The sequence below is a fragment of the Rhodocyclus purpureus genome, assembly GCF_016653115.1.
GTDB lineage: Bacteria > Pseudomonadota > Gammaproteobacteria > Burkholderiales > Rhodocyclaceae > Rhodocyclus > Rhodocyclus purpureus.
On sequence record NZ_NHRX01000019.1, the window covers coordinates 16,610 to 33,282 of the forward strand.

15 protein-coding genes are annotated in these 16,673 nt (G+C 67.6%); 8 read left to right on the forward strand and 7 right to left on the reverse strand.

The genetic code is table 11. From position 1 onward, the window contains the following. The 4 genes from CCR84_RS04070 to CCR84_RS04085 form a co-directional block, all read right to left on the reverse strand. Positions 1-1,716 (reverse strand): GspE/PulE family protein, encoded by a 1,716-nt coding sequence (locus CCR84_RS04070; RefSeq protein WP_201209921.1) that lies wholly within the window; start codon positions 1,714-1,716, stop codon positions 1-3. 49 nt (positions 1,717-1,765) lie between these two features. Continuing rightward, entirely contained in the window at positions 1,766-2,851 is a 1,086-nt protein-coding gene (locus tag CCR84_RS04075) for a tetratricopeptide repeat protein (RefSeq protein WP_201209922.1), read from the reverse strand. Further along, complete coding sequence (locus tag CCR84_RS04080) at positions 2,848-4,671, reverse strand: secretin N-terminal domain-containing protein (protein WP_201209923.1); 1,824 nt, start codon at positions 4,669-4,671, stop codon at positions 2,848-2,850. Before CCR84_RS04080 ends, CCR84_RS04075 begins: the two co-directional genes overlap by 4 nt. Before the next feature lie 104 nt (positions 4,672-4,775). Continuing rightward, the gene (locus CCR84_RS04085) at positions 4,776-6,251 is read right to left on the reverse strand and encodes an AAA family ATPase (protein WP_201209924.1); all 1,476 of its coding nucleotides are present in this window, start codon (positions 6,249-6,251) and stop codon (positions 4,776-4,778) included. A gap of 396 nt (positions 6,252-6,647) precedes the next feature. Here CCR84_RS04085 and CCR84_RS04090 point away from each other — a divergent pair, with 396 nt between their 5' ends. Next, positions 6,648-7,319 (forward strand): prepilin-type N-terminal cleavage/methylation domain-containing protein, encoded by a 672-nt coding sequence (locus CCR84_RS04090; RefSeq protein WP_201209925.1) that lies wholly within the window; start codon positions 6,648-6,650, stop codon positions 7,317-7,319. 59 nt (positions 7,320-7,378) lie between these two features. On the opposite strand, the gene CCR84_RS04095 is transcribed toward CCR84_RS04090, so the two are convergent. Then, the gene (locus tag CCR84_RS04095) at positions 7,379-9,346 is read right to left on the reverse strand and encodes a monovalent cation:proton antiporter family protein (protein WP_201209926.1); all 1,968 of its coding nucleotides are present in this window, start codon (positions 9,344-9,346) and stop codon (positions 7,379-7,381) included. A 116-nt stretch (positions 9,347-9,462) separates the two neighbouring features. Between CCR84_RS04095 and CCR84_RS04100 the strand changes: the two genes are divergently transcribed. From CCR84_RS04100 to CCR84_RS04130, 7 genes are all read left to right on the forward strand, one after another. Then, entirely contained in the window at positions 9,463-10,446 is a 984-nt protein-coding gene (locus CCR84_RS04100; protein WP_201209927.1) for a KpsF/GutQ family sugar-phosphate isomerase, read from the forward strand. Further along, positions 10,446-10,994 (forward strand): KdsC family phosphatase, encoded by a 549-nt coding sequence (locus CCR84_RS04105; protein WP_201209929.1) that lies wholly within the window; start codon positions 10,446-10,448, stop codon positions 10,992-10,994. The genes CCR84_RS04100 and CCR84_RS04105 overlap by 1 nt, the downstream gene beginning before the upstream one ends. Continuing rightward, positions 10,991-11,590: an LPS export ABC transporter periplasmic protein LptC gene (gene lptC, locus CCR84_RS04110; RefSeq protein ID WP_201209931.1), complete on the forward strand. Its 600-nt coding sequence runs from the start codon at positions 10,991-10,993 to the stop codon at positions 11,588-11,590. The genes CCR84_RS04105 and lptC overlap by 4 nt, the downstream gene beginning before the upstream one ends. 6 nt (positions 11,591-11,596) lie before the next feature. Further along, positions 11,597-12,271 (forward strand): lipopolysaccharide transport periplasmic protein LptA, encoded by a 675-nt coding sequence (gene lptA / locus CCR84_RS04115; RefSeq protein ID WP_201209933.1) that lies wholly within the window; start codon positions 11,597-11,599, stop codon positions 12,269-12,271. Between the two features lie 4 nt (positions 12,272-12,275). Further along, positions 12,276-13,052 (forward strand): enoyl-CoA hydratase, encoded by a 777-nt coding sequence (locus tag CCR84_RS04120; RefSeq protein ID WP_201209935.1) that lies wholly within the window; start codon positions 12,276-12,278, stop codon positions 13,050-13,052. 233 nt (positions 13,053-13,285) lie between these two features. Beyond that, positions 13,286-13,852 (forward strand): phasin family protein, encoded by a 567-nt coding sequence (locus tag CCR84_RS04125; RefSeq protein WP_201209937.1) that lies wholly within the window; start codon positions 13,286-13,288, stop codon positions 13,850-13,852. A 111-nt stretch (positions 13,853-13,963) separates the two neighbouring features. Further along, the gene (locus CCR84_RS04130) at positions 13,964-14,554 is read left to right on the forward strand and encodes a phasin family protein (RefSeq protein ID WP_201209939.1); all 591 of its coding nucleotides are present in this window, start codon (positions 13,964-13,966) and stop codon (positions 14,552-14,554) included. Positions 14,555-14,642: 88 nt separating this feature from the next. Here the strand turns inward: CCR84_RS04130 and CCR84_RS04135 are convergent, their stop codons facing one another. Together CCR84_RS04135 and CCR84_RS04140 are read right to left on the reverse strand one after the other, a co-directional pair. Next, positions 14,643-15,428: a competence/damage-inducible protein A gene (locus tag CCR84_RS04135; protein WP_201209942.1), complete on the reverse strand. Its 786-nt coding sequence runs from the start codon at positions 15,426-15,428 to the stop codon at positions 14,643-14,645. Further along, on the reverse strand, positions 15,425-16,204 hold the full coding sequence (locus CCR84_RS04140; RefSeq protein ID WP_338052562.1) for an EI24 domain-containing protein: 780 nt from the start codon (positions 16,202-16,204) through the stop codon (positions 15,425-15,427). The genes CCR84_RS04135 and CCR84_RS04140 overlap by 4 nt, the downstream gene beginning before the upstream one ends. Between the last annotated feature and the right edge of the window lie 469 nt (positions 16,205-16,673).

The window sequence follows — 16,673 nt, forward strand, 5'->3', positions numbered from 1 at the left end:
CTAGATCCGGTCGGTGAGGTCGACGACGCGCGCGAGTTCGTCGATCGAGGTCGATCCGTCGAGCACCCGCCGCAGTCCGTCGTCGGCAAGCGTGCGCCACCCCTGGCGCCCGGCGAGCTGGCGCAATTCGCGCGCGCTCGCCCGGCGGGCGATCAACTCGTCGAAGTCGGCATTGACCCGCAGCAACTCCATGACCGCGAGGCGACCGCGATAGCCCTGGAAGTCGCAGCGCTCGCAGCCTTGCGCGCGGTAGAGCAAGGGCTGCGCCGCGGCGCCGGCTTGTCCGAGCAGTCGGCAGTCGCGCGCTTCCGGCGCGTAGGCGACGCGGCAATGCACGCACAGCCGGCGCAAGAGACGCTGCGCGACGATGCCGATGATGTTGCCGGCGACGATGTCGGGCTGGATGCCGATGTCGAGCAGGCGCGGGATGGCGCCGATCGCCGAATTGGTATGCAGCGTCGAATACACCTGGTGCCCGGTCATCGCCGCACGGAAGGCCATCGTCGCGGTCGGCGCATCGCGCACTTCACCGACCAGGATCACGTCCGGATCCTGGCGCATCAGCGAGCGGATGCCGCTGGCGAAGTCGAGCTTGACCGAATCGGCGACCGCGGTCTGCCGCACCAGCGGCATCGGATACTCGACCGGGTCTTCGAGGGTCATGATGTTCACACCCTCGCGGTTGATGTGGTTCAGGATCGAGTACAGCGTCGTCGTCTTGCCGCTGCCGGTGGGCCCGGTGAACAGGATCATTCCCTCGGGCCGGGCGATCATCAGTTGCAACTGCTCGAGATGGTCGGCGGCGAGCCCGAGCGCGGCGAGCGGGACGATCCCCTTCTGCCGGTCGAGGATGCGCAGGACGACGTTCTCGCCGTGAATGGTCGGCTGCACGGCGACGCGAAAATCGATCTGCCGGCCGCTCATGTTCAGCGAGGCGTGACCGTCCTGCGGGGCGCGCGTCTCGGCGATGTTGAGCGCCGCCAGCACCTTGATGCGCACTGCCATCGCCGGCCAGTACGACTTGTGCAGCGCGCGGATCTGCCGGAGCATGCCGTCGATACGGTAGCGGATGCGCAGGAAACCGGCTTCGGGTTCGAAGTGGATGTCGGAGGCATCGCGCCTGACCGCATCGGCGAGGATCGAATCGATGAGACGGACGACCGGCTGGCTGTACTCGCCTGCGGAGACCTTGAGGCTGGCGAAGTCGATTTCGCCGGTCTCGATCTCGCGCAGGATGCCGTCGATCGACAACTCGTAGCCGTAATGCTGGTCGATGGCGCGGGCGATCTCGGACTCGCCGGCGAGGCGTACCTCGATGTCCACGTCGTCGCCCAGCTGCGCGCGCACCTGATCGAGTGCAACGATGTCGTTCACGTCCGCCAGCGCGAGCACGAGGCGACGCGCCACTGCGTCCCAGGCGATCGGCAGCAGCCGGTGGCGCATCGCCAGTGTCCGCGGGATCAGCGCCAGCGCGAGCGGATCGACGATCGCCTTGGCCAGATCGATGCTGCGTTGCCCGAGACTTTCCGAGAGCGCGTCGCGCAGGGTGGCCTCGGAAACGAAGCCGAGCCGGACCAGCTGCGTGCCGATCGGCAGGTTCGACTTGTGCTGCTCGTGCAGCGCGATGCGTACCTGATCCTCGCTGACGATCCTCCTGGCGATCAGCAGTTCGCCGAGGAGTCGCTCGGGATCGTGTTGGCAGTCGGGCGAGCGCATCGGGGTCTCCTGAGCGTCGATCGGTGACGGCAGGCACGGCCTGGCGCAGTCAGGGCTCCAGCTCGGCGAGCCGGCGTTCGACCATGGCCGTATCGAAGGAAGCACGGCCGCGCGCGGCGGCAGCGAGCGCCATCCGGTAGTGTTCGATGGCGAGCGGGTACTGGCGCAGGTGGTCGAGACTGACCGCCAGGTTGTGGAGGAGGTCGCCGTTCCCGGGTACCAGCGTTGCGGCGCGGAAGTAGGCTTCCCGGGCTTCGGCCCAGCGCGTCTGCCGCGCCAGGAGATTGCCGAGCGCGACGTGCAGCGAGGCCACTTCGGGCTGGCGCGCGAGCAGGTTCTTCAGCCGGCTTTCGGCCTGCAGCGGGTCGCCTTCCCCGCGCAGGTTGATGAGACCGGCCTGCACCTCGGCATCGGCCGGATTGAGCGCGAAGGCACGCAGGTACAGCGCTTCCGCCTGCGCGCCCTCGCCCCGGGCGACGGCAAGGGCGGCGAGACCGAGCAGGGCATCGAGGCTGTGCGGGTCGCGCTTGAGGAGTTCCTCGTAGTCGCGACGGGCGTCCTCGTTTCGCCCTTCCTGCCAGGCGACAAACGCGCGTGCCAGCGCCGGGTCGAGGCGCGCCGCGTGGCTGCCCGGCTTGAGGCGGACTTCGCTGCCGGCCGCGCCGCCGGCGGGAGCGACTACAGCGGCAGGCTGTGCGGCAGGCTTCGGCGCCGGCGAACGGCCCGCCGATCGGCGCGGCGGCTTTGCGGGCTGTGCCACAAGCTCGGGAGGCAGCACCGACGCCATCGACTCCGCCGGCGTCCCGTGGCCGCCCGGCGTGAGGCTTGCAAGGTCGGCAGCAGCCTCGGCGGGGAGTTCCGGCGCGGGCAACGGGTCGCCGGCGGGGGACAGCGTCGCGGCGGCGGCGGAATGGACGAACGGCGCACCGCCATGCGCGGGCGAGAAGCTGGGCAGCGCCTGCCAGGCACCGCCGACGCTGATCGCCGCGGCGGTGATGGCGATGAGCAGGGCACGGCGGGTGACGCTCGCCTGGCTCGGCGCGAAATGCCGGCGGATCGCGGCGCGGTCGGGCAAGGTCGTTGCCGGTAGCGGCTGCGCGTCGGCGCGGGACAGGGCAGCGACGAGCCGGCTCACCGGAATCCTCCGTCGCTGAAAAAGCGGCCAGTCGGCAGCAGCGGACGCAGACTGGCCATGTCGCCGTCGACACTCGCATCCCTGAGGACGACCGGGCGCAGGAAGATCACCAGTTCGGTCTTGGTCCCCTGGTCGCGACGCTGCTTGAACAGTTCGCCGATGGCGGGCAGGCGCGAGATGCCGGGAATGGTGTTGTCGATGTAGTCGATCCGCTCCTCGATCAGCCCGCCCATGACCGCGATGTTGCCGTTATCGACGCGCAGGACCGATTCCATCTCGCGCGTACGCACCACCGGGATTTCGCTGACGATCGGCTTGATGTCGCATTTCTCGACGTTGAAGCCGCAGGGGTTGGCCAGCGTCGGGTTCGGATCCTGGACGCTGCCGACGATGCTCGAAATGCTCGGCCGGATGTTGAGCATCACCGAGTCGCCGTCGCCGATCTGCGGCGTCACGTTCATCACGAAGCCGACCGGGACCGACTGCAGCGTCGTCGTGAAGGTCGTCGTCGAGGTGTTGGCGTTGCTGGTGGTGTCGGCCTTGAGCGTGAAATAGACCCGGTTATCGACGACCTTGAGCACCGCCGTCTGGTTGTTCATCACCGCCAGCTTCGGGCTCGACAGCACCTTGACCGTCCCGAAGGCCTCGAGCAGGTTGATCGCCGCGCGGAAGGCACCGACGCGCGAGGCGTCGTTGACGTAGGAGAGCTGCAGCAGGCTCGACGGCGGTGCGCTGATGTTGCCGACCGCACGCTGCACCACGCTGAAGCCGGCGCGGCCGAGCGGCAGCGCGCTCCAGTCGATCCCCTGCTGATAATCGCTGGCCAGCTGCACCTCGGCGATGCTCGCCTCGATCAGCACCTGGCGCTTGACGCTGTTCATCACCCGGTCGAGGAACTCCTGGATCCTCTCGTGCTGGCGCGAGGTGGCACGCACCGTGACGACGCCTGCCTCGGGGTTGGCGATCACCGCGGCCGCTTCGCGGAAGGTCGAGCGGCGCACCAGCGTGGTACCACTGCTCTGCATGCTGGCCGGGTTGGGGCTGGCGACGAGCGAGGGGACGCCCGGTGCCTGCCGGCCGGCCGGGGCGGCGGCGCTGGCGCCGGTACCGGTCGTGCTCTGCGCCTTGGCCTCTTCGACGACGGTCTCGCTGGTGCCGTCGGGAAGGATCTTGTCGGTCTCGCGCAGGATGTCCTTGATGTTCTGTTCGAGCTTGTCCCAGAAGTGGTTCTGCGCCTTGTTCTCGATGCGCGTGATCGAGTTGTTGGCGCTGGCGCTGCCCGCGCCGACTGCCGGCGTCGCGCCGCCCGGGCTCCCGGCGGCCACCTGGGTGGTGACGGCGACCGTTCCGCTCGTGTCGCGGCTCATGGCAACGTAGTCGACCTTGTAGGTCCTCAGGTAGGGCGTGTCGGGAAGCACCGACAGCTTGCCGCCGTCGAGTTCGAAGCGCAGGTCCAGCTGCCGCGCGATGCGGCCGAGCAGGGCCGGCAAGGTCTCGTCGATCGCGTTGAGGCTTACCGTGCCGCTGATGCCGGGGTGGATGTCGACGTTGAGCTGCGCATCACGGGCCAGCGCGAAGATCAGTTCGTGCACCGGGACCGCATTGACGACGACGCTGTAGGTCTCGCGCTTTGCTGCTGCGCGCGGCCGCGGCAGCACGATCGCCTGCACGACTTGAGGTGGCCTTGCCCCCGGGCGACTGCCGTCGGCGCCGGGGGGATCGGCACGCAGGTGTGCTGCTGACGGATCGCGGATCGAAGGTGGCGCACAGGCCGCGAGCAAGACCGCCGAGAGGACGAGGAAAGCTGGGCGCAATGGCATTCTCGACACACCGAAATGCGAAGAAAACGGCGCCCATGATATGCCATTTGATTTTTTTTGGCAAGCACCCGGAGGGATCGGAAAGACCCTCTGCCGCGCTCGCTTCAGCGCAGCTGGCGCACCTCGCGGACGTAGGGACGAATGCCCCAGATGAGTGGCGGCAAGTCGGCCAGCGCCTGCCTGGCCTCGCCGGCCGTCGCATAATCGCCGTAGATGACGCCGATCCGCTCGCGTCCGCTCAGCGCGGAACGGTAAGCATGCACCTTCGCCGGGTCGAGCTGGCGCAAGGCATCGGCAAACACGGCCTCGGCCGTTGCCCGGTCACCGGCGCTGGTCCTGACGAGCTGGATGAAGTAGTGCGAATCCGGCAGCTGCCGTATCCATTCCTCGCTCCCGGCAATGCGCTCTTCGAGCGTGACACGGGTGGCTGCCGGCTTGGCGACGCTGCCGTCGACCGCCTGGGGCCTGGGGGAAGTAGCGGACGCGGGCCCGTCCGCGGGCGGCGACGAGGGCGATGTGCTGGCGCTCGCTCCGCGAGCGTCCGCGTTTGCGGACTCGCGCGCGCTGCCGTCGGTATTTTCTGCGCCGGTCGCCGGGCTTGAATCGGCTGCGCTCGCGGCAGCGCCCGGTGCCGAGGCCAGTGGCTGCGCGTCGGTGCCGCTGCCCGACCAAAGGTGGAAAAGAAGGGCACCGCCGACGAGCAGTGCGAGCAGGCCGATGCCGACGCGCGTCGCCGGCACGGAACGAGCCGGCGGCAGCACCGCCAGCCCGGACGGCGCGCTGATGCGCCCGCCCGTCACCTGCCTGAGTTCGCGCAGGTCGACCAGTCGCACGCCGAGGTCGCAGCTTGCCTGCAATGCCCGGTCGGCGAGCACGTGGATTTTCCCGATCGACCCATGCGCGGCGTCGGCGATCGACTGACTGGCCGCCGGCGTGAACAGATCCGCGCCGCGGTAGCCGGCGGCGCGCAGGCGGAACATCAGGTAGGCGGCAACATCCTCGCGATCGAGCGCCTGGAGTTCGAACTTGTGCCGTAGGCTCTCCCGGAGTGCACGCAGCTCGGGCTGTTGGGAACGCTGCCCGAGCGCTGGCGTGGAGAAGAGGACGATCCTGAGGAGCTTCTGCTGGCCTATTTCGAGATCCGAGAGCTCGCCAATGGCCGCAAGGGTTTCCGCAGAAAGGGCCTGCGCTTCGTCGACCAGCAGCACGGCCTGGCGGCCGTTCAAGTAAATCTCGACCAGCCGCTTCCTGAGCGCAGGCAGCGGATCGCCGGCAACTGGCGCGGGAACCCTGAATTCCTCGGCGAGGACCGCCTGCAGGTCCGCAGGCGAAAGCGAATGGCTGGCGATGAACACGCTATCCGCCTGCCCGGCGAGTCGCTCCAGCAGCATGCGGCAGAGCGTGGTCTTGCCGCTGCCCTCCTCCCCACACACCCAGGCCGGACCGTCCCCATGGGTGATGAGATGAACCAGCGCGTCGAGCATTTCTCCGCGGCGCGCGCCGGTGAAGAAGACGCTGCAATCGGGTGTACTCGGGAATGGCTCCTCGCGTAAACCGAAGTGATCAAGGTAGGTGCCCATCTCTCCATCCTCTGTGACTGACTGCGCTCTCGGGGTTTCGCCCACCGGCGCTCGCGCAGGCTTGCCGCGCTGGCCGGCCGACGCAGGCAGGAGGCGCAGATTCCCGAATCCTGACGCGCCGCCTCCTTCGACCACAGCCGATTGTATCCCGCCGGCCGCAGGCGAGCATTCATTCCGGGTATCTCGCCGCACCAGGCCAACTCGCCTGACGGCTACAGCCTCCCCGCCCGCGCAAGCCTCAAGCGGCGATTTGACAGCGCCAATTTATGCACTAATCATATAATCGGCAGCCCGGGCGCAGCGGCATGCACGCCGTTGCGCCCGGTCCGCTCCAGCCTGTCCGCTCGTACCGGCGGACAGCTTCATCGCCAATCCTCATCAGTGGGAGAAGAGATCATGTGGAAAAAACAGTCGGGCTTTACCCTGGTCGAGATCGCCATCGTGCTGATCATCATCGGACTGCTTCTCGGTGGCGTGCTCAAGGGACAGGAACTGATCGGCAACGCCAAGGTGAAGAACCTTGCCAACGACTTCCGCAGCATCCCGGTCAGCATCTATGCCTACCAGGACAAATTCAAGGCCATTCCGGGCGACGACGACCGCGTAAATCAGCACATGCGCAACGCGGAGAGGGCGACGCCGGCAAGCACGCTCGGCAACGGCATCATCAACGGCAACTGGAATTCGACCACCCGCACCGACGAGTCCTATCTCTTCTGGCAGCACATCCGGCTGGCCGGCCTCGCTTCGGGAGCCACCGCGACGGGCGATCCCGCCTACCTGCCAACCAACGCCGAAAACGGCAGAATCGGCATCGAGGCCGGGAGCGCAGGACTGATCGGGGAAAGCGCCAACGGGGTTGCCCCCGCACTGAACGGCGCCTACATCGTCTGCTCGGCCAACATTCCCGGCGAACTCGCCAAGCAGCTCGACCTCACCCTCGACGACGGCGTCACCAACAGCGGCTCGCTGCGCGTCGTCAACCCGGAGCACGCGCGCGGCCAGGCGGCAGTGGCGACGAACGATGTGATCGACGAGCAACCCTACACGGTGTGCATGGCAAGCTGAGCCACGGGTGTGCCGGCGCCACGGGAGCCCGCCGGAATGCCGTGGCGCCGCCTGTGCGCTCAGCCCTGGAGCAGCTTCGCCTCGGCAGCCGCCAGCGCCGCTGGCGGCCCGAGCAGGACGACGACGTCGTCGACCTGCAGGCGGGTCTCTGCGCTCGGTTCGAGCGCGCGGATGTTGCGCCGCCGCACCGCGGTGACTTCCACCCCCTGCGCCGTGATCCCCGTATCGGCGAGCGTGCGCCCGATCGCCCAGGCACCAGCGGCGAGGAGCAGCGAGCGCATGCGCGGCTGCTCGGCTTCCTGAACGTCGTCGGCGCGTTCGCTGCCGCCGGGGAAGAAGCCGCGCAGGCTGCGATAACGTCCGAGGCGGGTGCGCCGGACCCCCTTCAGGACACGGTTGATCGGCACCCCCGCGTGGATCAGCGCGTGCGAGGCGAGCGTCATGCTCGCTTCCAGCGCCTCGGGAACGACCTCGGCGGCGCCCGCCGACTGCAGTCGCTCGAAGTCCTTCTCGTCGTAGGTGCGCACGACCACCGGCAGGCCCGGATGCAGTTCCTGCACGTGCGCCAGCACCTTCTCGGCGGCATGGGTCTCGGCAAACGAGACAATCATCACGCTGGCGCGCGCCACCCCCGCGGCGACCAGCGTCTCGCGCCGGGTCGAATCGCCGTAGACGACGTTCTCGCCGGCAGCAGCAGCCTCGCGCACGCGCTCCGGGTCGAGGTCGAGCGCGACGTAGCTGATCCCCTCCTGCGCGAGGAAGCGCGCGAGGTACTGTCCGTTGCGGCCGTAACCGCAGATCACCGCATGCTTCTCGGCGCTCATCGTCTGCGCGGCGATGCTGGTCAGCGCCATCGAGCGCAGCATCCATTCGCTGGCGGCAAAGCGCATGACCAGGCGATCGCTGTACTGGACGATCAGCGGCGCCAGCAGCATCGACAGCACCAGCGCCGCCAGCACGGCCTGCAGGGCCAGCGACGGCGCCAGGTGCAGGCTCTTGATGTCGGCCAGGAGGACGAAACCGAATTCGCCGCCGGCGCACAGCCACAGCCCCGAGCGCAGCGCCGTCGCCGTCGACGCACCGAACAGTCGCGACAGCCCGGCGACCAGCGCGAACTTGAGCAGGAGCAGCGCGCCGAGCACGGCGAGCACCAGCGGCAGGTTGCTGATGACCAGCGAGACGTCGAGCAACATGCCGATGGTGACGAAGAAGAGCCCCATCAGCACGTCGCGGAAGGGCTTGATGTCCTCCTCGACGCGGTGGCGGTACTCGGTTTCCGAGATCAGCATGCCGGCGACGAAGGCACCGAGCGCCATCGACAGTCCGGCCAGTTCGGTCAACTGCGCGAGGCCCAGCGTGATCAGGAGAACGTTCAGCATGAACAGTTCGGCCGACTTGCCGCGTGCGACGATGAGGAACCAGTCGCGCATCAGGCGCTGGCCGAGGAAAAGCACCACGGTCAGCACGACCACCGCCTTGAGCAGTGCGATGCCCACCATCACCGCCATTTCCTCGGGCGGCCGCGAGAACGAAGGGATCAGGATCAGGAGCGGCACCACCGCAATGTCCTGGAAGAGCAGCACGCCCATCACCTCGCGTCCGTGCGCCGAATCGAGTTCGAGGCGGTCGGTGAGGAGCTTGGTCAGCACCGCGGTCGAACTCATCGCCAGCGCGCCGCCGAGCGCGACGCCGGCCTGCCAGCCCAGCCCGAAGACCATGACGATGGCACAGGTCAGCGCCACCGTCAGCAGCACCTGCAGCGCCCCGAGCCCGAACACGATGCGCTTCATCGCGTACAGCTTGGGCAAGGAGAATTCGAGCCCGATCGAGAACATCAGAAAAACGACGCCGAACTCGGCGAGATGCTGTGCTGCCGATACCTTGTTGATCAGGTTGAACGCGTGCGGACCGATCAGCGCACCGACCAGCAGGTAGCCCAGCACCGGCGGCAGGTTGAGACGGCGAAATATGATCACCGCCGCCACCGAGGCGCCGAGGAGCAACAGAACGATTGGCAGGATTTCCATGGAATCGAGTCGGGGGGCCGGAAGCGGCCGGGTGAAACCGACCCGTGCGCGGAGGTCGGCGCAGGAGCGGAATTCGCTTCTGCTATACTCGTCGCAATAATAACCGCTCACTCCCGATGGACCAAACACAGTCATCATCGCCGTCACTGACGCTGGCAAAACAGGTGCTGCGCATCGAAGCCGACGCCGTCGCCGCGCTTGCCGAGCGCATCGATGCCTCCTTCGCCGCGGCCGTCGAGCTCATCCTCGCCCGGCGCGGACGCGTCATCGTCAGCGGCATCGGCAAGTCCGGCCACATCGGCCGCAAGATCGCCTCGACGCTGGCGTCGACCGGAACGCCCGCCTACTTCGTGCACCCGGCCGAAGCCATCCATGGCGACCTCGGCATGATCACCCGCGACGACGCGCTGATCGCACTCTCCAACTCGGGCGAGGCCGGCGAACTCCTGACCATCGTCCCGATCGTCAAGCGCGAGGGCGCCAAGCTGATCGCCATCACCGGCAATCCTTTTTCCTCTCTGGCGCGCGAAGCCGACGTGCACCTCGACGCCGGCGTCGCTCAGGAAGCTTGCCCGCTCAACCTGGCACCGACCGCGAGCACCACCGCGGCATTGGCGCTCGGCGACGCGCTGGCTGTCGCCCTGCTCGACGCGCGTGGTTTCTCGGCGCGGGACTTCGCGCGCTCGCATCCGGGCGGCGCGCTCGGCCGCCGCCTGCTCACCCACGTACGCGACGTGATGCGCGCCGGCGAGCGTGTCCCCTGCGTGGCGCCGGAAGCCAGCGTCGCCGAAGCGATCCTCGAGATCTCGCGCGGCGGCATCGGCATGACCACCGTCGTCTCGCCCGAGCGCGAGGTGCTCGGCATCTTCACCGACGGCGACCTGCGCCGTGCCTTCGCCCAGGACGTGGACCTGCGCGGCCTGCGCATCGGCGAAGTGATGAGTCCGCGACCGCGGACGATCGGTCCCGACCGTCTCGCCGTCGAAGCCGTCGAGATGATGGAGCAATTCAAGATCAACCAGCTGCCGGTGGTCGACGCATCCGGTGCGCTGATCGGAGCGCTGAACATGCACGACCTCTTCCAGGCCAAGGTGATCTGATGACGACTCGCAACGACGCCACCCTGCGTGCCCGGCGGCTGCGCCTGATGGCATTCGACATCGACGGCGTGATGACCGACGGGACCATCTTCTACACGGATGAAGGGATCGAGCTGAAAGGCTTCAGTACGCTCGACGGTTTCGGCATCAAGCGCCTGCAGGAAGCCGGGATCGCCGTCGCCATCATCACCGGCCGCAAGTCGCGCTGCGTCGAACACCGGGCCCGCAACCTCGCCATCGAGCACGTCTTCCAGGGCGTCGAGGACAAGGCCGGCGCCTTGCACGCGCTGCTCGCCGAACTCGGCATCGACGCCGGGCAGGCCGGCTACATGGGCGACGACGTGGTCGACCTCAAGGTGATGGCTGCCTGTGGTTTTTCGGCGGCGCCTGCCGACGCGCACCCGCTCGCACAACGCCATGCCGCGCTGGTGACCGCACGTGAAGGCGGTCGCGGTGCCGTGCGCGAGGTATGCGACTTCATCCTCGACGCGCAGGGATTGCTCGACGCCGCGCTCGCCCCCTGGCTACCGGCGGACCCCTGTCGATGAACCGTCTGGCCGGCGCCCGCTTCTCCAACGCGCTGATCCCGCTGAGCTTCCTGCTGGCGCTCGCCGCCGGCACCTGGTGGCTGCGCGCTGCGGTGGAACTGCCCGAGATCAGCCACGACAGCAAGGCGCGCCACGACCCCGACTACATCATCGAGAATTCGCAACTGCGCAAGCTCGACGCGCAGGGGCGCCTGCAATACACGCTGACCAGCAAGGAAATCCGTCACTATCCGGACGACGACACGACCGACATCGTCGCTCCCAGCCTCGCCCATGTCGGCACCGGTCGGCCGACGACGACGATGTCTGCCGACCGCGCGCACCTGAGCGAGGACGGTGAACGCGTCGACCTCCACGACAACGTCCGCGTGCAGCGCTCGGCGACGGGTTCGCGGCAGGCGATGCTGGCGACGATGCCGCAACTGACAGTGCTACCCGAGGCCGAGAAGGCCTTCACGCAAAGCCCGGTGCGCATCACCGAAGGCGATTCTTGGCTCAGCGGCGTCGGCATGCACATCGACAACACGACCTTGACCTACACGCTCGACGCGCGGGCCACCGGCCAGTTCGAGAGCCCGCACGCAAAGAAACCCTGACCCACCATGCCCAGCCTGAATCCCCTTTCGTCGCAGAGCTCGCGCCGGCTTCCTTCCCCCGCGCACCGGCTTGCGCTCGCTACGCTGCTCGGCATCGCCCTGACCGGCAGCGCGAGCCCGGCGCTGGCCGAACGCGCCGACCGCAGCAAGCCGATCATCCTCGAAGCCGACCGCATCAGCGTCGACGACATCAAGAAGGTGCAGGTCTACGACGGCGCAGTCGTCCTCACGCAGGGGACGCTGCAGATTCGCGCCGACCGCATCACCGTCACCCAGGACGCCGACGGCTTCCAGCGCGGCAGTGCCACCGGCGGCCCCAAGGGCCTGGCCAGGTTCCGCCAGAAGCGTGAAGGCCAGGACACCTGGGTCGAAGGCGAAGGCGAGCGCATCGATCACGACGCGCGCAGCGAGAAAACCGAGTTCTTCACCCGCGCCTGGGTCAGGAGCGGGCAGGACGAAGTCCGTGGCGACCACATCGTCTATGACTCGCTGAGTGAAAAATATCTGGTCACCGCCAGTCCGGCCAGCGCGAGCAAGTCGCCGCGGGCCCCCGGGGTTCCTGCCGGGCGCGTACGCGCCATCCTGCAGCCGAAAGCGCAGGGCGACCAGGCAGTGCCCTCCCCTGCCGGCGAAGCGCTTCCCCTGAAGCCGGCCCCAACCCTGAAACGCAGCGAGGAGTAGGAATATGAGCCACCAGTACATCATCGTCGAACGCCGCGATCGCGTCGGACTGATCACCCTCAACCGCCCGCAGCAACTGAATGCCCTGTGCGACGCGCTGATCGACGAGATGGTCGTCGCGCTCGACGAGTTCGAGGCCGACGACGGGATCGGCGCGATCGTCATCACCGGCTCGGCGAAAGCCTTCGCCGCCGGCGCCGACATCACGGCGATGAAGGACTTCTCGTACATGGACGCCTATCTCGGCGACTACATCACGCGCAACTGGGAACGGGTGAAGACCTGCCGCAAGCCGGTGATCGCGGCAGTCGCCGGCTACGCGCTCGGTGGCGGCTGCGAACTGGCGATGATGTGCGACTTCATCCTTGCTGCCGACAATGCCCAGTTCGGCCAGCCCGAAATCAAACTCGGCACCCTGCCCGGCGCCGGCGGCACGCAACGCCTGCCGCGCGCGGTCGGCAAGGCGAAGGCAATGGAACTGGCGCTGACCGGACGCCTGATGAGCGCCGAGGAAGCCGAACGCGCCGGCCTCGTCGCGCGCATCGTCCCGGCCGACAAGCTGCTCGAAGACGCACTGGCGACCGCGGCGCGCATCGCCTCCTACTCGCTGCCGGTGGCGATGATGGTCAAGGAGTCGATCAACCGCGCCTTCGAAAGCGGCCTGCAGGAAGGGCTGCTGTTCGAGCGCCGCACCTTCCATGCGAGCTTCGCCCTCGAAGACCAGAAGGAGGGGATGGCCGCCTTCAGCGAAAAGCGGCCGGCAAGCTTCAGACACCGCTGAGGCCCCCCTGCCCCGCCGTCATCATGCGGCGGGGCGTCGGGCCGCCGCCCGGCACAGTCCCGGAAGGTCGCGCTGCCGATGCGAAAAATATTTTGTGCGGCGCACCAAAAATCGCTTGACATCCGAGTCGACGCCCCTATAATTCGATTCATGTTGCAGCGCAGCAAAACGCTTCAGAACAAAGCGTCTGCACTGCCCCCAGCGACCCACCATCGACCCTCCGGAGACTCACCATGTTCAACACGCCCGAACAATTCGCCGCCGCCAACAAGGCTTCCGTGGAAGCCCTGCTCAGCCTCGCCAACACCGCGCTCGCCAGCGCCGAACGCGTTGCCGCGCTCAACCTGAACACCGCCCGCTCGCTGCTCGAAGACAGCGTGAACAACACCAAGGCGCTGCTCGGCGCCAAGGACGTGCAGGAAGCCGTCGCCGTGCAGGCTTCGATGGCCCAGCCGAACGTCGAGAAGGCCGTTTCCTACTCGCGCAGCTTCTACGAAATCTCGGCCCAGTCGCAGGAAGAAATGGCCAAGCTGCTCGAAGCGCAATACGCCGAATTCCAGAAGACCGTCGCCGGCCTGCTCGACCAAGCCGCCAAGAACGCCCCGGCCGGCTCCGACGTCGCCGTCGCTGCCGTCAAGTCGGCGCTGGCCGCTGCCAACTCGGCCTTCGACAGCCTGAACAAGGCCGCCAAGCAAGTCGCCGAACTCACCGAAGCCAACGTCGCTGCCGCGACCAACGCAACGGTCAAGGCTGTCGGCGCCACCGCCGCCGCCGCGACGGCGACCGCCAAGAAGAAGTAATCAGCACGAAGATCTGCACCAGCCGCTCAGGAAACCCCGGTTTCGACCGGGGTTTTTCTCGAAGCGGACCAGCAGACAGCCTTTTTCAATCGAGGAACCCAAGGAGCAAACATGACCACGAATCCCATGGAACAGATGATGCACACGCAAAAAGCCGGCGCCGACATGATGGCCGCGCTGATGCAAGCCGCCTTCAACAGCGTCGAACAACTGGCTGCGCTGAACTTCGCCGCCACCCGCGAGTTCTTCGACGTCACCACCCAGAACGCGCACCAGCTGCTGAACATCAAGGACCCGCAGGATCTGGTCAAGATGAACGCGACCATGGCGCAGCCGAACGTGCAGAAGATGATCGACTACTCGAACAATCTGTACGCGCTCGCCGCCAAGCTGCAGAAGGACATGACCGCGATCCTCGAAGCGCAGTACGGCAACCTGACGCGCACCGTCGCCTCGACCCTCGAACAGAGCGGCACGGCCGTGGCCGGTGGCGACGTGTTTACCGCGACGATGAAGTCGATGCTCGACACGGCCAACGCCGCCTACGGCAACCTGACGCAGATGACGCGTCAGCTGACCGAGATGGCCGACGCCAACCTGCAAGCCGCGACCAGCGCGACGACGCAGGCAGTCAGCGCCACGGCAGCAGCCACGTCGGAAGCGGCGGCTGGTGCCAAGCGCAAGGGCGCAGCCAACGCCTGAGCCACAGCTCATGCAGTAAAAGCCTGATCCCTGGCGGATCAGGCGCAACGGGCAGGACCGGCGACGGTCCTGCCCGTTTTGCATTCGCTCAGGGGCGCGCCGTCCAGTGGATGCCACGCCTTTCCACTTCGGCGGTGATCTCGGCCAGCGCCCGCTCGACCAGCCCGGCGTCACCCTCGACGCCGAGTTCGAGATGGCGGCGCTGGCCCTTGTCGTCGAGCGAGGGCAGGCTGAACAGGCGCAGCGCCGGATAGTCGGCGACGATGCGCTCCATCAGGTCGAGCAGCGCGCTCTCGTAGGCACCGGGTCCCGTCAGCAGCAGCGCGCGGTCGACCGGCGGCTGGCGATTGAAGAAGTGCGCATAGAAGGTGTCGAGCACCCAGGCGGCCATCGGGTGTGCCATCTGCGGGAAGCCAGGCAGGAAGTGGTGATCGCGCACGCGGAAGCCCGGGATCCGGTTGAACGGGTTGGGGATGATGTCGACGCCGCGCGGGAAGGTGCCGAGCAGCAGTTGCTTCGCCGAAGGACCGGTCGCGCCCGGCTCGCCGGGCATCTTGCCCTCAGCGAAGCGCGCGCGGATCTCGCGCTCGGCGTCGGGATGCAGTTCCAGATCGACGCCGAGCGCCGCCGCCGCGGCCTGCCGCGTGTGGTCGTCGGGCGTGTTGCCGATGCCGCCGAAGCTGAAGACGACGTCGCCGGCAGCGAAGCTGCGGCGGAAGGCTTCGGTGAGCCGCGCACGCTCGTCGCCGAGATACTCGACCCAGGACAGGCGCAGGCCGCGCTCGCCGAGCAGTTCGGCCAGCCGTGCGAAATGCTTGTCGGCGCGCTTGCCCGACAGGATTTCGTCGCCGATGATGAAGGCGCCGAAGTTCATGGTGTTTCCTCCTTGATGACGCTGACGACGGCGCCGCCACGCAAGCTGCGCAGCGCCTCGAGACAGAAGTGGATGTAGGCGAGCGCGGCCAGCGTCGGCGCCAGCAGGCCGAGCAGCGGCACGTGCGCGAGCAAGGCCACGATGGCGCCGAGGCCGAGCAGGGGGACGCGCTGCCGTTCGAGCAGCAGCCGGCGCTCGTCGTCGCTGGCATGCACCGCCAGCGCATCGTAGGCGAAGGTGCGCCGGTTGAGCCAGGCGAGCAGGAGCACCGGCAGCACCATGCCGGCACCGGGGACCAGCCACAGCGGCAGCGAGAAGAGCCAGCCGAGCGCGAACAGCAGCGCCGCGGCGACGCTGTTCCAGGTCGAGGCCACCGTGCTGTCGCGCCCGAGTGCGGCGAGGTCGGGGTAGGCGCGCGCCGCCACCTGGCGCAACAGGAGCGGCATCACGAACACTGCCGCGAGCAGGATCGAGCTCAGCATCGCCGCCGCCAGCAGCACCGCCCAGCCACCGACGAAGGCGAGCAGGTGCGCGAGCCACAGCGCGCCCCAGCCGGACAGCCAGGTCAGCGGTGGCTGTTCGAGGAAGGCAGCGACCAGATGGTCGAGGACGAACAGCGCCAGCACCGACCAGACGACCAGCGAGACGACCGCCGGCGCCAGCAGGTAGACCCAAACCCGCGGCCAAGCCAGCGTGCGCAGGCTGCGCGCGAGCGCCTGCAGCACTTCGGGCATCCCGGCCTGCTCCCTACCGACCGCGACTCTTGTTCCAGGCACGCCTGTCCTCCTTACGAAAGCCCCAGGAAAAACCCCGGGCCACGAAATTCACGAAAAAACACGAAATTATTCATGCGCGTCGACGCCGGGCGGACATGCCCCCAAGGCTTGAACGTAGGACGACGGCCCCCTCTTTCGTTTAGTGGCTCTCGTGTTTTGCGTAGCCAAAGGTCATCGCGAGCTGTGCCCCCCCCTGAGCATGAAACGCAGCCAGCCACTGCCGTCATTGCGAGGCGCGTGGCGCCGTGGCAATCCAGTTCGTTCTTCCATTCAGCCCTACGCACTGGATCGCCACGCCCTGCGGGCTCGCGATGACGAGCTTCCGGGCAGCGGCTTCATTCCTGCGCAGTTTAACGGTAGCGATCATGGCGAGTTGCGCCGCCCCGGAGCATGAAACGCAGCCAAACGCTGCCGTCATTGCGAGGCGCGTAGCGCCGTGGCAATCCAGTTCGTTCTTCCATTCAGCCCT

Coding starts and splice junctions, on each gene's coding strand:
- CCR84_RS04070 (WP_201209921.1), bottom strand. CDS start 1,716: ATGCGCTCGCCCGACTGCCAACACGATCCCGAGCGACTCCTCGGCGAA.
- CCR84_RS04080 (WP_201209923.1), bottom strand. CDS start 4,671: ATGCCATTGCGCCCAGCTTTCCTCGTCCTCTCGGCGGTCTTGCTCGCG.
- CCR84_RS04085 (WP_201209924.1), bottom strand. CDS start 6,251: ATGGGCACCTACCTTGATCACTTCGGTTTACGCGAGGAGCCATTCCCG.
- CCR84_RS04090 (WP_201209925.1), top strand. CDS start 6,648: ATGTGGAAAAAACAGTCGGGCTTTACCCTGGTCGAGATCGCCATCGTG.
- CCR84_RS04095 (WP_201209926.1), bottom strand. CDS start 9,346: ATGGAAATCCTGCCAATCGTTCTGTTGCTCCTCGGCGCCTCGGTGGCG.
- CCR84_RS04100 (WP_201209927.1), top strand. CDS start 9,463: ATGGACCAAACACAGTCATCATCGCCGTCACTGACGCTGGCAAAACAG.
- CCR84_RS04105 (WP_201209929.1), top strand. CDS start 10,446: ATGACGACTCGCAACGACGCCACCCTGCGTGCCCGGCGGCTGCGCCTG.
- lptC (WP_201209931.1), top strand. CDS start 10,991: ATGAACCGTCTGGCCGGCGCCCGCTTCTCCAACGCGCTGATCCCGCTG.
- lptA (WP_201209933.1), top strand. CDS start 11,597: ATGCCCAGCCTGAATCCCCTTTCGTCGCAGAGCTCGCGCCGGCTTCCT.
- CCR84_RS04120 (WP_201209935.1), top strand. CDS start 12,276: ATGAGCCACCAGTACATCATCGTCGAACGCCGCGATCGCGTCGGACTG.
- CCR84_RS04125 (WP_201209937.1), top strand. CDS start 13,286: ATGTTCAACACGCCCGAACAATTCGCCGCCGCCAACAAGGCTTCCGTG.
- CCR84_RS04130 (WP_201209939.1), top strand. CDS start 13,964: ATGACCACGAATCCCATGGAACAGATGATGCACACGCAAAAAGCCGGC.
- CCR84_RS04135 (WP_201209942.1), bottom strand. CDS start 15,428: ATGAACTTCGGCGCCTTCATCATCGGCGACGAAATCCTGTCGGGCAAG.